The sequence below is a fragment of the Caproicibacterium amylolyticum genome, assembly GCF_014467055.1.
GTDB classification, from domain to species: domain Bacteria; phylum Bacillota; class Clostridia; order Oscillospirales; family Acutalibacteraceae; genus Caproicibacterium; species Caproicibacterium amylolyticum.
Window position 1 is genome coordinate 1562797 of the sequence record NZ_CP060696.1, and the last position, 15016, is coordinate 1577812.

11 protein-coding genes and 3 pseudogenes are annotated in these 15016 nt (G+C 44.5%); 2 read left to right on the top strand and 12 right to left on the bottom strand.

Features of this window, described 5'->3' with window-relative positions:
* Positions 1-9: 9 nt before the first annotated feature.
* Entirely contained in the window at positions 10-957 is a 948-nt protein-coding gene (locus H6X83_RS07480; protein WP_212505885.1) for a metal ABC transporter substrate-binding protein, read from the top strand.
* A gap of 118 nt (positions 958-1075) precedes the next feature.
* Here the strand turns inward: H6X83_RS07480 and H6X83_RS07485 are convergent, their stop codons facing one another.
* The 8 genes and pseudogenes from H6X83_RS07485 to H6X83_RS07520 form a co-directional block, all read right to left on the bottom strand.
* Entirely contained in the window at positions 1076-2383 is a 1308-nt protein-coding gene (locus H6X83_RS07485; RefSeq protein WP_212505886.1) for an alpha-amylase family glycosyl hydrolase, read from the bottom strand.
* Positions 2384-2521: 138 nt separating this feature from the next.
* Positions 2522-3376 (bottom strand): annotated as a pseudogene (locus tag H6X83_RS07490) (nucleoside recognition domain-containing protein); the annotation flags it as partial.
* A 59-nt stretch (positions 3377-3435) separates the two neighbouring features.
* Positions 3436-4212 carry an EFR1 family ferrodoxin gene (locus H6X83_RS07495; RefSeq protein ID WP_212505888.1) on the bottom strand — a complete coding sequence of 259 codons (777 nt, stop codon included), beginning with the start codon at positions 4210-4212 and terminating at the stop codon, positions 3436-3438.
* 37 nt (positions 4213-4249) lie between these two features.
* Positions 4250-4783, bottom strand: a complete 534-nt coding sequence (locus H6X83_RS07500; protein WP_212505889.1) for a pyridoxamine 5'-phosphate oxidase family protein — start codon at positions 4781-4783, stop codon at positions 4250-4252.
* 195 nt (positions 4784-4978) lie between these two features.
* A pseudogene (locus H6X83_RS07505) lies at positions 4979-5740 on the bottom strand (GNAT family N-acetyltransferase).
* Positions 5741-6004: 264 nt separating this feature from the next.
* On the bottom strand, positions 6005-6871 hold the full coding sequence (locus tag H6X83_RS07510) for a DMT family transporter (RefSeq protein ID WP_212505890.1): 867 nt from the start codon (positions 6869-6871) through the stop codon (positions 6005-6007).
* Positions 6872-7260: 389 nt separating this feature from the next.
* Positions 7261-9297, bottom strand: a complete 2037-nt coding sequence (locus tag H6X83_RS07515) for a thioredoxin domain-containing protein (RefSeq protein WP_212505891.1) — start codon at positions 9295-9297, stop codon at positions 7261-7263.
* A gap of 469 nt (positions 9298-9766) precedes the next feature.
* The gene (locus tag H6X83_RS07520) at positions 9767-9967 is read right to left on the bottom strand and encodes a BOW99_gp33 family protein (protein WP_212505892.1); all 201 of its coding nucleotides are present in this window, start codon (positions 9965-9967) and stop codon (positions 9767-9769) included.
* Between the two features lie 377 nt (positions 9968-10344).
* On the opposite strand from H6X83_RS07520, the pseudogene H6X83_RS07525 reads away from it, so the two are divergent.
* Positions 10345-11337, top strand: a pseudogene (locus H6X83_RS07525) (recombinase family protein); the annotation flags it as partial.
* Positions 11338-11555: 218 nt separating this feature from the next.
* On the opposite strand, the gene H6X83_RS14725 reads toward H6X83_RS07525, so the two are convergent.
* The 4 genes from H6X83_RS14725 to ftsY form a co-directional block, all read right to left on the bottom strand.
* Positions 11556-13010, bottom strand: coding sequence for a FeoB small GTPase domain-containing protein (locus H6X83_RS14725; protein WP_343063102.1), 1455 nt, complete (start codon positions 13008-13010; stop codon positions 11556-11558).
* Positions 13011-13012: 2 nt separating this feature from the next.
* On the bottom strand, positions 13013-13249 hold the full coding sequence (locus tag H6X83_RS07535; RefSeq protein ID WP_212505894.1) for a FeoA family protein: 237 nt from the start codon (positions 13247-13249) through the stop codon (positions 13013-13015).
* Positions 13250-13418: 169 nt separating this feature from the next.
* Complete coding sequence (locus H6X83_RS07540) at positions 13419-14006, bottom strand: XTP/dITP diphosphatase (RefSeq protein WP_212505895.1); 588 nt, start codon at positions 14004-14006, stop codon at positions 13419-13421.
* A 1-nt stretch (position 14007) separates the two neighbouring features.
* The gene (gene ftsY, locus H6X83_RS07545; protein WP_212505896.1) at positions 14008-14958 is read right to left on the bottom strand and encodes a signal recognition particle-docking protein FtsY; all 951 of its coding nucleotides are present in this window, start codon (positions 14956-14958) and stop codon (positions 14008-14010) included.
* Between the last annotated feature and the right edge of the window lie 58 nt (positions 14959-15016).

Consider the following 15016-nt stretch of genomic DNA (forward strand, 5'->3'; position numbering starts at 1 on the left):
CTGACCCATATGTATAAAAAATTTTTCGCCGCATTGCTCAGTTTTTCTCTTGCAGCCGCCGCTTTGAGTGGCTGCAGCAATACGCAGACTTCCGCAGTGGTATCTTCTTCTCAGGCAGCAAGCCAAAGCTCTGCCGCCGAAAACAAGGTGCTGAATGTTTCTGTTACATTTGACGCAATGGCTGAATTTACAAAAGCTGTTGGCAAGGATAAAATCAATGTCTCCGTCATTATTCCAGACGGCACTGAGCCACATGATTTTGAACCAAAAGCACAGGATCTTGTTGGCTTGAGTAAAGCGGATGTTTTCGTGTACAACGGCTTTGGGATGGAAGCATGGGCAGATAAAGCAATCAAATCTGCAAACAATTCCAAGCTAATTACTGTCGAAGCCTCAAAAGGTGCAAAACCGATTCAAAACACAGATGCAGATGAAGTCAAGGAACACGGCCAGTATGACCCGCACCTATGGCTGAGCGTCAAAGGTGCCGAAACCGAAGTACGCAATATTTGTGACGCACTATCAAAAGCAGATGCACCAGACAAATCTACTTTTGAGCAGAACCGGGACAGCTACCTTGCACAACTGGAAAAACTTCGGAGTGAATATGCTGATAAATTCAAATCTGTTGCAAAAAAAAGCTTTGTCACCGGGCATGCAGCATTTGCCTACTTCTGCCGAGACTTTAACTTGCAGCAAAACAGCGTTGAAGATGTTTTTGCCGAGGGCGAACCCAGTACGCAGCAGCTTGCTGAATTAGTCTCTTACTGCAAGAAGAACAAGGTGACAACCATTTTCGCAGAAGATATGGCAAGTCCGGCTGTTTCCAAAACGCTTGCGAATGAAGTTGGTGCAAAGGTAGAAACCATCTATACCATCGAAAGCGCTGAAGATAACAAAGATTACCTGACCCGCGTAAAAGAAAACATGGATAAAATCTATGCCAGTCTGAAGTAATCTCCCTCCAATATATCTATTTTGTATACAACAACTTCCTGCAAAAATAAAGCAGCAAAAAGCGGATACGTGCGCAGTCTTTTCTGCACGCGTATCCGCTTTTTGCAATGTTATACTCTTAAAAAATCTGCCAGAGTGCCGCGAAATACGGAGGCAGTTCGGTTCCACCGCCAAAGTCATGCACTTCGCCGGTAAGCAGGTCGCGGGCGCGGCCCGCTCCTGCGTCAAAGTCAACGTGTACCGCAGTATCCCCCGCATTCACAGCCACCAACACACGGTCACCCTCACTTTTTCGCTCAAAAATACAGTATTGATTTTGTAGCACCAAGCTGCGAAAACTACCATTGCACAGTGCATCGCTTGCTCGATGAGCCTTGGCACAGGCTGCCACCCAATTTGTCAGGCTGTTCTCCTGTGGCATATCAAAGCACACACGCAATGCGGCATCCCCATCCTCTTTCCTGCCGGTAGCTCCCCACTCACTGCCATAATAAACACATGGAATGCCGGGCATTCCAGCCATCAGCACATAGATTAACGGCAGGTGTTTTTTGTTACTAAGAATGGATGCCACACGGGTTACGTCATGATTATCGACAAAAGACAGCGGGTGCATCCCGCGGTACAGCGTCCAATTTTCCGGCCCAAACTGGCGCAGCAATGAATGTACAATTTCAAACAAATTCAGGTTGTTAAAGCTGGAATACAATCCTTTGTAACATTCATAGTTGGTAACACTATGGCACATTTCTTCGTTCATTGTCTGGCGGTAATCACCGCCAAGGACCTCACCTAACAGGAAAAAGTCCGGCTTGCAACTGTCCGTAAACGTGCGCAGCTGACGTAAAAAGTTGCGGTCCAGCATATAAGCGACATCCAACCGCAGACCGTCAATCTCAAATTCATCAATCCACTTGCGGATGCAGCCAAACAGATACTCCACCACTGCTGGATTCTGCAAATTCAGCTTGACCAGCTCATAGTGCCCTTCCCAGCCCTCGTACCACAAGCCGTCCTGATAGCCGTCATTACCGTCAAAATTTATATAAAGCCAGTCTTTATAAGGAGAATCGCCGCGATTTTTCAGTACATCCTGAAAAGCCCAGAAGCCGCGGCCCACATGGTTAAACACACCATCCAGCACAACCCGGATACCCGCTTCGTGCAGTGCTTTGCAGACATCCGCGAAGTCTTCGTTTGTACCAAGCCGGAAGTCAATTTTGCTGTAATCGCGTGTATCATAGCCGTGTGCGTCACTGTCAAAAACCGGGCCAAAGTAAACTGCATTGCAGCCTAAGTTCTGAATATGGCTAATCCAGTCTTTTACTTTCTTAATGCGATGCTGCAAATTGCCATCATTTGTCCGCGGCGCACCGCAGAACCCCAGCGGATAAATCTGATAAAATACGGAATCGTATGCCCACATGGAACTTCCCTCCTATCAATAAGCAAAAATTTCTTTTATTACATTATACCATTGCACGACGACGCAGACAATAAACAGAGATAAATAAAAAAACTGTCCGGCTGTATACACACAACAGCCGGACAGTTAAGATTTTGTTTACGCAAGGCCAAGAAGCCTTGCACCATTTGCGACGAATGCACACAGCAGTAAGCCGCATCCGGTTGGCAGCGCCGCAGCCAGCGCCGTCCATTTCCAAGAACCGCTTTCTTTTCGGATTGTAAGCATCGTAGTAGCACAGGGCCAGTGCATCAGACAAAACAGTACTACACAAACGGCTGTTACCCAAGTCCATCCGTTGCTCACCAACAATGTCTGCAAAGAAGCGTAACTGCCAATGTCGGTCAGCTGCCCCATGCCCAAGTATCCCATTAAAATAATTGGCACAACGATTTCGTTAGCCGGGAAGCCAAGGATAAACGCCAGCAGGATGACGCCATCCATGCCAAAAAAATGACCGATCGGATTCAGCGCCCCCGCACAGATAGCAAGCACCGTACTATTGCCGATTTTCAAATTTGCCAGCAGCCAAAGGATTAACCCCGCAGGAGCAGCAACAGAAACTGCCCTGCCCAGAACAAAAATTGTTCTGTCCAACAGTGACCGCACCAGCACCCGGCCAATCTGCGGCTTTCGGTAAGGCGGCAGTTCCAGTGTAAAGGAAGATGGTACGCCTTTTAAGACCGTTGCAGACAAAAGCCTTGAGATAAGAAAGGTTGCAAGAATTCCAAGTACAACAGTTGCAAAAAGGATCAACGCCGCCATTGAAGTCTGCATAATTCCCGCCATACCACTGACAAAAAAGATGGAAATAATCGCTATCAGCGTCGGGAAACGTCCATTGCACGGAACAAAATTGTTTGTCAGCATCGCAATTAGCCGTTCCCGCGGCGAATCGATAATGCGGCAGCCCGTCACCCCTGCTGCGTTGCATCCAAAGCCCATGCACATGGACTTTATAAATTTGCAATCAATGATTATGAGCAGACCAGCTTTTTTATCTGAGAAATATTTTATTCTTTGCTAAACGGCTCGCATTTATATTGCTGACATTGTTTATTGTCATATAGGATTGCATTCGTAGGGCAGGCGTTAATGCATCGCATGCAGAACAGACAGTGTTTTTGGAAAATTGGGCCGTCATCCGTCATGCGAATATTGTTCATTGGGCATTGCTTAACACAAAGCCCACAGTGTGTACAATCCTGCGAAGCAGAAAAGCGCATAGCAAAAACAGGCATTCCCTTGGTGCAGCCCGACGCAATAAGATGGAATAACGGCCTTTGCCATGCTGGGACTTGTTCCAAAGAAACTTCTCCGCCTAGCCATTTTCCCAGGAGTGGTTCGATCTGTTCTTGTATGTTTCGCTTGTTTTCTGCTACCTTCTGCGGATCTGTAAATTTGAATGATGAAAAAATCATCATGTTATTGGCATACGAAAAACTTTTTGAAACAGTCAGTTTATGATTTTTTTGATCAAGCAGCCGGCTTAATCCATTAAAATTGGTCGGCAGCGGCCCTGCCTGTGTGCAGAAAGCCAAAGTGGGGATTTCCCTTTTTTGTTCAGGCAGTTCTTTCCTAATATAATTCAAAATATGTAATACAGGGTATTCATAATATTTTGGGAAACCGATGATTAAGGAATCATATTGGGTGTTTGCAAGGTCTGCGCCATCTTCAATTGAGTGAATTTCGACTGAAATGTTTCGCTTGAGCAGCGCTTTTTCAAACCTGCAGGCGATGTCTTTGGTATTCCCAGTTCCGCTAAAATAAAGAATCAATGTGCGCATATTCATTTTCTCCCTAGTCAGGCGGTCGTACAAGTACTTAGCAACTGACGACACGCAATTCCACATTATTTCCTAATGATAAATGCTGCCGTGTACTATAGCCTAATTTCTTAAATCCGGACCATAGAAAGTCAAATTTAGTAGGTGTAATGCAAATGAGATACAGTGGATTCGGCAACTTCCTAAGCGATTCAGCCGGGAGTTTTCTGTAATCCAGCAAACTCATGTACGCATCTGACCACGGTTCTATCATTGCTGCAGTGCCGGTGACCTGCAGTCCTCCCAACTTGTCAAAACCAGTGTAAGGGCCATAAATAGCAAGACATACATTGGAATTTTCCTGCAGTGCAGAGAATTTGAGACCGCCTTCTGAAAGGATCCAGAACTTACCTCTAGCATAATTGTATTCGATTGGTGTGCATCGAATAAATTCACGGCAGCCAGTTGCCAAAGCGCAGGTGTTGTGTGCCAAGACAAATTGCTCTATCTCTTTGAGAAGAGAATCGCTGTCCATGTGGCGTGCGCAAGCGTCTTTTTTCTCCCAATAAGAAGCGGCTTCCTGATAATCCATTTTATTGTGCCTCACTTTCAACCTTATTAATTTAAGTATAGCAGAAAGCAATCAAGAAAATAAGCATAATATGTATTTGTATTTGCTACCGAATGTCCAGTTGACCATTTTACCAACCATCTGGATTTTTCAAAATTGTACCCTATATGAACAGCAAGCATTCAATCCGCTGTCTAAGAAGCCGAATTTGTATTTTCATTTTTTGAGTATTCGCTTTAAGTAGTTGACATCTAACAGCAAATTCACTGTCTCAAAATTCCCTTTATAAAACACGCCCCAGTTATTGAAAACACAAGGCAATTCCTTGGCTTTTTGCAGCGTATCCATTTGAATTAGAGAGACAGGAACGTCATGCGTTTCACAATACTGTTTTATCATCTCGATGTTTTGACAGACATAAGGGCATTGCATATCATAATAAATTGTTAGCTCTTTGCTTTCGATTTTCGAGACTTTGGCATTTTGTGTGAATTTGGGTGTTGTTCCGTCAAAAGAGAGTGCAAGCAATTCATATCCATTATCCGTAGTATCAACGACCTCAAAACCGAACTTCTTTGCAAATGATTGGTCAGTTAGTCATGCTTTCTGCTTCTTTGCTCCAAGCATGCAAACACCAGATTTACCCTTTTCTTTGGCATCGGCCAAACAATACTCCATCAGCGCTTTCCCATACCCTTTTCCTTTGTAACTACCAGAAACCCATAAGCAATACAGGTAATAATAGTTGTCACCAATAATGGGGACCCAAGCAGTTTCAAGGGGAGCATATTCAATAAAGACCGTGGCTTTTGCATTTAACTTTCGAAAGACATGGCCTTCCTCTAGTCGTTCAGAAAGCCATTGCCGCTTTGCCTCAACACCTGGATGTGGCTTTCTGCTGCGGATAATGCAGCAAAGATGCTCATTGGCAAGATTTTCTGCCATTAGGTTTACAAAATCAGTATTCACATTTTCCATTCTGCCACCTCATTATCGCTTTAAATGCAAATTGGTTTATCTGCTAGTTGAATTATACAAATAATTGAATTATGCTGTCAAGGAATTCCACAAACATTTAATATGCAGCCCACATTTGCCGCCGAGTTGTTGCAATGGATTTTCTATTGTATGAAACGAATGCACGATAAGATGAAAGGCGCATCCAACCAGAAAAAGCCAGAACCGAAGCCCCATCTCTATTCCAGTAATTCTAATATTAACATCATGCAATTAAAATATCAGTCAATTAACAGTCTGCTTTTTCTCTTCTCCCAAGGTCACTAGAATAAGGGATCCTAAAATAAGTACTGATCCCAGAATTGCTGTAACAGTTATTGAATAATGAAAAACAATCGTACTGACAACGAAGCTTGTAATCGGTTCGAGCATATTTATAAATGATGACTTCCCTGCTCCCAAAATTCCGATTCCGGCATTCATCAAGATAAGTGCTGTGCAAAGCATTATACCAACCAAAACACTTAGCTCTATGTTCTCTGCTCCTGACGGCAGAACTGCAGATTTTGTAAAAATATTTGTTATCAATGCAGCTATTGCTACAAATAGATTTAAGTAAAAGGATCTTGCCATAAGAGGTACCTTTGCAACAGATGATTTATCATTGGATATCATATAAAAGCCATATGCAAACGCTGTTGCAATAGCGACGAATACACCTCTTTTGTCTCCCGAAAAGTCGCCTCCAGACAATAATATAAGTCCGACAATCGAAAGAACAATTGCTCCTACTTTTCCCTTAGTTAATTTTTCCTTGTATACAAATACCATGGTCATACACACCAGTGACGGATAAAGAAAATGTATCATAGTTGTGAATCCAACCGGAATCATTGTATAGGATGTGTTAAGCAGATAATCCGTCAAAAACAATCCCAATATTCCTGTTAGTGCCAATGACCCAAACATCTTCTTGTCAAGTTTAAAGCTTTCTCTTCTTATCAACCCTATGATTAAAGACGACAGTCCAGCCACTGAATTGCAAACTATCACCATTCCTAATGGTGTTGCTCCTGTTGTCATTACATGTTCCTGAATAGATGGATAACTGCCAAATAATATTGAAGCTAAAATTACGAATAAGTATCCCATTTTGTTTCCTCCTTGACTGCAAAAAAAGGCCAGGCAAGATTAATATCTTGTCTGGCCATAAACTCTATGTCCATCCGGGAAATCTGCAATGCAGACCACCTTGCAAGGTAATTTTCATACCGTCCGATACTTTAATAAAATACATCATTTTTTTTAATTCGTCAACCCAATGTTAAAAAATTGCAGCATTTTTCATTTATATCTCTCCACCGCTCCAATTTGATGGCGAACATGGACGAATGCAAAATAGCACTACTGCAAGGGAAATGAAACAGTGAGGAGTTTAAGCAAGGTACTGCAAAATTGGTGTGGTAAAGTAAAGTTGTAACACCCCTGACCTGCCTTCAAAAGTCATCCAGATAGAAAGTTGGTGCTCACCTTCTGGCCGATTAGACTAAAAGATGTTTCAAGTCGTGCAAATTGTGTACCGGGGCAGCGCAGGTACCACCTTTGCAAAGGTAATAAGCAGTTCCGTCTTTCGGAAACGGATATTCTCTGGTAAACGGTGCCGATTTGGCGAGCACAAGCTGGTTTTCTCTCGTTTTTATCAGTGTGGACAACAACGGCAGCTCATTTTCCTGCAAAAATTTCTTGAGTTCAGCGGAATTCTGCCCGTCAGTCGTGACACATACAAGTTCCTGAGAAGAATAAAGCTCCTGCATAAAAGCGAATAGGGCGGCACTGTGTCCAGCTGGATATTGCCGTATTTGTCCCGCAAGGTAAGCAAGTTGTTTCTCTTTGTATTCAGTCCACTTTTTTTCGCCGGTAAGTCGAGAAAGCCGGGCAAGTACCAAGGCAGCAACCGAGTTGCCAGACGGGATAGCACCATCGTAGGTTTCTTTGGGCCGGGTGATAAGCTGCTGGCTGTCATTGGCATATAAAAAGAAACCGCCTTTGCTTTCGTCAAAAAAATATTCGATCATCTGATCAGATATTTCCGTCGCCCGTTCCAAATAGTCTGCGTTAAACGTTGCATCATAGAGCTTCAGCAGTGCAAACGCAGTAAATGCATAATCATCCAGCTGCCCGGCATATGCGGCTTCCCCATCACGCCAACGGTGGAGTAAACGTCGATTTCCATCAGTCAGGTGTTCTTGGATGAAATTCCAAGCCGTTTCTGCGGCGGTTCGGTAAGCAGGTAACTGCAGCAGCCTCCATGCGTCGGCCAGCGCTGCAATCATCAGTGCGTTCCACGCCGTCAACACCTTGTCATCCTTATGCAGGCTTGTTCGTTTAAGGCGGTACTGATATAGTTTTTTACAAAGCTCTTTAATGTGCGGCGGGGTTTCCTCATACTCCGAGTTCTCAATCAGATTGGGGATACTTTTACCTTCAAAGTTTCCCGTCGTTGTAATTCCGTACCACCCACAAAAGGTGTCCCCATCTTCCGGCCCCAGTACAAGCTGAATTTCTTCAGGAGTAAACACATAATATTTGCCTTCAACACCATCGCTGTCCGCATCCTGTCCGCAATAAAAGCCACCATTCTCACCGTTCAACTCGCGCAGCACGTACCCGATTGTGCGTTCTGTGACTCGGCGATACAGTGGACGCCCGGTTCGATGGTAGGCTTCAAGATAAACACTGGACAGCAAGGCATTATCATAAAGCATTTTTTCAAAATGAGGCACCAGCCATTTTTCGTCAGTGGAGTAGCGCGAAAATCCGCCTCCGATATGGTCAAAAATCCCGCCGCGAGCCATCTGCGTCAGCGAATATTCCACCATTGTTTGGGCTTTTTTATCTTTTTCCAAACCGGCATACTCCCAAAGGAAAAGCAAATTATGCGGCGTCGGGAATTTCGGGGGATCACCGAATCCACCCCAACGTTCGTCATAAGTTTGTTCAAACCACAAACACGTCTTACGCAGTGTGTTCCTGTCAATTTCGGCAGAAAGATGTGAATTTTCTTCTGTCTTCTGCAGCATGGCAACAATTTTATCCCCGGTAACTGTCAGCCTTTCACGATTTATCTTCCATTGATACGCCACAGTATCTAACAGATTGAGCAGTCCCGTCATACCATAACGAGAGTATTTTGGTAGATAGGTCCCCGCCCAGAACGGCCTTTGTTCTGGTGTCATCAAGATTGTCAGCGGCCAACCGCCCGAACCTGTCAGTGCCTGACAGACTGACATATAAACAGCATCTACATCGGGACGCTCCTCTCGGTCCACTTTTATACTGATAAAATTTCTGTTCAAAGAGGCCGCCACTTCTGCGTCTGCAAATGACTCATGTGCCATTACATGGCACCAGTGGCAGGTGCTATAGCCAATGCTCAAGAATATGGGTTTGTCTTCTGTTTTTGCTTTTGTAAAGACTTCATCGCCCCACGGATACCAATCGACAGGGTTGTGGGCATGCTGAAGAAGATAAGGAGACTTCTCGTAAATCAGATGGTTTGAATATTCCTTAAAAGACATTACAATTACTCCCAACGTTATTTAGGTCTATCCGTAATTAAGCCCAAAATTCTCGGCACTATACTTTTAAGGTAGAATTAATCAATTTCTCAAGCTTTCTAACTTATAAAGAATTGGCACATACTGTTTCATAACTTTCCTAATTTCGGTACAATCAGGGCTGCCCACACTCGTACAACGATTATTGAATGCCCAATGAGGCAAGAAATGAATTGAATCAATTTAGACAGTGATGTTACAAAAATGCTTGACCATTACTCGTGGAATGACACCGTCGATTTTTATAAGGAAGAAAAGGCTTCTTGAAAAATCATCTTGCATAGTTTAGCACTGTACCCAACAAGCCAATTTATGATAGCCGCGCTTTTGAACTCCTGTACAGCAGGTTTCTAAAATACTGCCAACGGATACGGGAGAATGGCTTACAATTTCATCAAGCATCTTTTGTAGCCACATTAGAACATTTGTTTTATATCTTTTTTACGGTCTCATCAGGCTGTTCTTTCGCGGAATCTTCGCAATAGCGTCTTGCCATTGTTACAAGCAGCTGGTAAGCAACCTTTGTAGTTTCATTGACGGGTACATAGTACCCATCAACTGAGTCCCGCACGCTTCCATCTGCCATGGTATGTATCACTTTTGGATGAAATGGTTCCTTCTGCTTTTTCAAAGTGCATCACCTCTCACAATGGTTATGCATGAAAAATTGGTTTATTGCTTGTCCCTCCTGTCAATTTTGTTTCACTGGACTTTTCAGGTCGTTCCTGCCTCCGCCTGTTTTTGGTAAATTTAAAATCTATAAGGAAAGCACTTAATATGACGCAAACTGATTTTGGTAACAGCATAGAAATGGAATAGGCAACGATAGAGCAAATAGAAGATTGACACTGAAGCTGCAGCCTAACGAAAATGACTTGAAGTAACAGGTTTTCCAAACGTCATTGCGTGACACGCCCCGCCATAAGCAGAGGTACAACTTGAGAACCTTCTATTTTATAATTATCCAATCATTAAACCGGAACCAGTTCCACTTTTGGGGTGATTACCATGGAAAAATCCTTTACGCACGTTGGGTGTTATGTCCGAGTATCTACTGAAAATCAGCTTGAAAATTACAGCATTGGTGAGCAAACTGAGCGTTTAGGCGCATACTGCAAAGCAAAAGGATGGCATATTTATAAATTCTACCCCGACCCCGGCTTTTCAGGCGGCAATATGAACCGCCCAGCATTGCAACAAATGCTTCAGGATGTTCATGCCGGCCTTCTTGATATGATAATTGTTTACAAATTGGACCGTCTGAGCCGGTCGCAAAAGGATACGCTAACGCTTATTGAAGATGAATTCCTGGTAAATAACGTAGAATTCACATCCATGAGTGAGAACTTTGACACTTCCGCTCCACTTGGTCGGGCTATGATTGGCATTCTGTCTGTTTTCGCACAGCTGGAAAAGGACCAGATAACCGAGCGTTTCACCATGGGACGAATTGGTCGCTGCAAAGCAGGGTACTTTCATGGCGGCGGCAATGCACCGACCGGTTACAACTATGTAAATGGTAAGTTAGTCGTTGATGATTACAAAGCCGAACAAGTACGCTTGGCATATCAAATGTTTCTTGCCGGCTCCAATGTGAATGCAATTTGCAATACACTGCACGAAAAATTTGGTAGTTGGAACAATTCCACTTCTGTCTATAACGTATTGCACAATTCCCTCTACATCGGTAAAGTAAAATTCAAAGGAAAAGAATTTGATGGTGTACATACACCAATTATCAGCAAAGAAGACTTTGAACAAGTCCAGCAACTCTTTCATTCTTCAAAACGTGCAAAAAAAAAGAATGGCTATACAAAAACGCCATTCAGAGCAAATTATCTGCTTTCAAGTTTGATTTACTGTAAACATTGCGGTGCACGGTATTCAGCGAATCATGGATATTATAAATGCTACTCACGCTCCAAAAGTGAGAAGAAGTACATTGTAGACCCAAACTGCAAAAACAAAAATTATGAAATTTCTGAGTTAGATAAACTGGTTATTGATGAGATACACCGAATAAAATACGACAAAGAATATTTTGATAAAGTTTTAGGACAAAGACCGACCAATCAAAAAGCGAATGAACATAAAGCTATACAGAGTTCCCTTAATGACATTAAAATACAGATTGCACGACTTCTGGATTTATACCAGGTTGGCTCTTTGCCAATTGAAGAAATATCAGACCGCATGGATAAATTACAAACAAGGAAAAACTATTTTGAAAAGGAGCTTGCATCTAGCCAAAGTGAAATTGATGCGCCTTTGAAAATGTTTATGGGAGCGCTTGCGAGTATGGATACCGTATTATTAAAGAAGGGAACACTTGAAGAAAAGCGGCTTCTGATATCCACCCTCATTAAATCCATATGGATTGATGAGGACACAATAAATATTAAATGGCGCATCTGATGCAAACTTATAAATACCATGCACATGGTAAGTGCTTGCTTTCCGCACGCATGTGCCTTTTTGAAATTGTGATCCAAGTTAAATGCCACACGCGGCAAGTACCCAAAGTCCTCCAAAAGCGTAAAGCATGGAAAGAAAATGGCCATTGGCGGCAGCATCACACTGACAACCCACGCAAGCGTACGGTAAACGCCCATTACTAACGGCCCGGTCAACCATTGTGGTGCGCCGATACTCTGCAAACCGCTTAGCATCGCATCCTGAAGTGCAAACAATCCAGTAGAAAGCAAATCAGAAGGATAATTTGCACCAGTAATCGTCAACCAGAGAACCGCTGCTAACAGCGCCAGCATAATAGGAATCCCTGTTGCACGGCTGGTCAGCAGATGGTCTAGTTTGCGATCCCGCATTGCGGCAGGGCAGTTTTCCCGTACCACGCAGCTGCGATAAATCTGCTCCGCACGCCGCACCAGCACCGCCGTGATTTCATCACGCAACGCATCCTCTGACAATCCATTCTTGCGCAGAGTGGCTTTTTCATCCTTGATTTTTCCTTGCAGTTCTCGATCTTGCAAAAGTGCCGGGCAGTACGTTCGCAAGCTCTCTAAAAAGCTCTTATCGCCGTCAAGCAGGCGAAGTGCAAGCCATCTGGCACCGGAATCTGGTCTATATTTTTCCACTTGCAGCAGAACAGAAGCAACTGCCTGCTCAACCTCCGGCGGGTAAGTTATCTGCACAGCCGGGCGTTCCGGCAAATCTGCCAATGCGGTTTCCAAAACATCCAGTCCGCCGCTGCGGGCACTTACCCCCACTACCGGCACACCGCCCAATTCCTGTGAAAGCCGCTGCAAATCAATTCGAATATGCTTTTTCTTTGCCTCGTCCATCAGATTTACGCAGACCACAACGTTCCCCGTGATTTCCAGCGTTTGCAGTACAAGATTTAAATTTCGTTCCAAACAGGTTGCATCACACACAACTACCGCCGCCTGTGCCTCACCAAAGCACAGATAATCCCGCGCAACTGTTTCTTCCGCCGAATGTGCAAACAAGGAATACGTGCCCGGTAAATCAACTAAGCTGTACGTTTTATTTTGAAAGACAAATTGCCCCTGCGCAGTTTCTACAGTTTTTCCCGGCCAGTTTCCAGTGTGCTGATGCAGACCGGTCAATTCATTAAATACAGTGCTTTTCCCCACATTTGGATTGCCTGCCAACGCAATGGTGCGTGCATTGGCAGGTATTGCTTCCGCACACATGTTTAAACCTCAGACAGCAGCACACAACCCGCATCTTCTTTTCTTAGTGCAATCACCGCTCCCCGAATTGCATATGCAGTTGGGTCACCCGACGGTGCCTGCAGCAGACAATCCACCTTTGTACCTTCAATTAACCCGATATCCTGCAAACGGCGGCGCATGGGACCGGTCGCAGTCAGTGCGGCCACTCGCCCCCCACCCCCCGGAATCAGCGCATCCAGCGGCGTTTTCTCATTCATGGCAAAGCCCTCCTTTATTGTTCTTCTTATAGTATAGCGGATTTTGTTCTTCTGGTGCATAACTTCATAATCAGCGTCTGAAGAATTTAAGATTGCGCCGGTCTCACAGTCCGTCTAAACACAAAAGCCGCCGGAAAGTCCTGCTTCCGGCGGCAAAGTAAATATTTGTTCAGTGTTCATGTTTGTTACAGTAAAGCTGCAGGTCTTTTTGAAACGTTCGCAGTGCATTCCCGCGGTGACTGACCGCATCTTTTTCCTGACTGTTCATCTGTGCAAAAGTTTTATCTCCAACCAGAAAAATCGGGTCATAGCCAAAGCCGTCTGCCCCACTGGGTGCAAACGCAATAGAACCCGGGCACTCCCCGCGAGAAGTCAAAATGTCGCCATTCGGAAAGACACAGCAGATAACACATACAAATTTTGCGAGCCGGTCTTTTCCCGGCACCTCTTTCAGTGCATCTAACAGCTTTGCAATACGGTCAGCATCTGTAGCATTTTCCCCCGCGTAGCGGGCAGAATGAATTCCGGGCTGGCCATTTAAAACATGTACGCACAGTCCGGAATCATCCGCAATAGCAGGCTTTCCAGTCACTTTACAGGCGGCACTGGCTTTCAAGTAAGCGTTTTCTTCAAAAGTTGTACCGGTTTCCTCAACTTCCGGTAAATCTGCTGTTGTCACTTCAATCTTCAGCGGTTCCAACATGCGGGAAAATTCCCGCACCTTATTTTGATTATGCGTTGCAAGAATATACTGCATTTTACTGCTCCTCCCCGTTTTCCAGTTCTTTATATTCCGCCGGGTCGCGGTCAAACAGAGCCTTAGCAAAATCATCTGCATTGAAGGGCTGCAAATCATCCAGCTGTTCACCGACGCCAATAAATTTCACCGGAATATCCAGTGCTTCCCGCACTGCCAGCACAACGCCGCCCTTTGCCGTACCATCCAATTTGGTCAGTACGATTCCGGTAATTCCGGCTGAGTTTTTAAATTCGCGCGCCTGATTCACACCATTCTGGCCAGTGGTTGCATCCAAAACCAGCAGTACTTCTTTGTCAGCGTCCGGCAGTTCACGGTCAATCACGCGGTTGATTTTTGCCAGCTCATCCATCAGATTTTTTTTGGTGTGCAGACGGCCTGCGGTATCGCAAATAACCACATCGTCCCCGCGCGCCTTGGCAGCGGAAATCGTATCAAATACGACCGCGGCCGGGTCACTGCCCTCGCTCTGTTTGATTAAATCACACTTGGCTCGGTCAGCCCAAACCTGCAACTGCTCGATTGCAGCAGCACGAAAAGTATCCGCCGCACCCAAAATTACTTTTTTCCCCTGATTCTGCAAATAGGCGGCCATTTTCCCGATTGTCGTGGTTTTACCGACGCCATTCACACCAATGACCAGAATAATGGAGGGTTTAGTGCTGACTTTCAGTTCTTCTCCACCGCTAAGCATTTCGGAAACCGTTTCCTGCAACAAGTCAAAAATAGCATTAGGGTCCTTAATGCCGCGTTCTTTTACTTTTCTGCGCAGTTCATCACAAATGTGTTCGGATGTAGAAATACCGACATCACCCATTACCAGCAGTTCTTCCAATTCTTCAAAAAGTTCTTCATCAATTTTCGTAAAGGAGTGGAGCATGCGGTGTACGGAATTGCTCATTTCTTCGCGTGTCTTTTTTAAGCCGGCCTTAATTTTTGCAAACAGTCCCATGAATCGGGCCTCCTTATTTCAGCAGGATCTTATAAATCAAGTCCTTACAAATTCTGCT

Excerpts from the sequence above, each read along its gene's own strand:
- H6X83_RS07480 (WP_212505885.1), top strand. The coding sequence starts at position 10 with ATGTATAAAAAATTTTTCGCCGCATTGCTCAGTTTTTCTCTTGCAGCC.
- H6X83_RS07485 (WP_212505886.1), bottom strand. The coding sequence starts at position 2,383 with ATGTGGGCATACGATTCCGTATTTTATCAGATTTATCCGCTGGGGTTC.
- H6X83_RS07495 (WP_212505888.1), bottom strand. The coding sequence starts at position 4,212 with ATGCGCACATTGATTCTTTATTTTAGCGGAACTGGGAATACCAAAGAC.
- H6X83_RS07500 (WP_212505889.1), bottom strand. The coding sequence starts at position 4,783 with ATGGATTATCAGGAAGCCGCTTCTTATTGGGAGAAAAAAGACGCTTGC.
- H6X83_RS07510 (WP_212505890.1), bottom strand. The coding sequence starts at position 6,871 with ATGGGATACTTATTCGTAATTTTAGCTTCAATATTATTTGGCAGTTAT.
- H6X83_RS07515 (WP_212505891.1), bottom strand. The coding sequence starts at position 9,297 with ATGTCTTTTAAGGAATATTCAAACCATCTGATTTACGAGAAGTCTCCT.
- H6X83_RS14725 (WP_343063102.1), bottom strand. The coding sequence starts at position 13,010 with ATGTGTGCGGAAGCAATACCTGCCAATGCACGCACCATTGCGTTGGCA.
- H6X83_RS07535 (WP_212505894.1), bottom strand. The coding sequence starts at position 13,249 with ATGAATGAGAAAACGCCGCTGGATGCGCTGATTCCGGGGGGTGGGGGG.
- H6X83_RS07540 (WP_212505895.1), bottom strand. The coding sequence starts at position 14,006 with ATGCAGTATATTCTTGCAACGCATAATCAAAATAAGGTGCGGGAATTT.
- ftsY (WP_212505896.1), bottom strand. The coding sequence starts at position 14,958 with ATGGGACTGTTTGCAAAAATTAAGGCCGGCTTAAAAAAGACACGCGAA.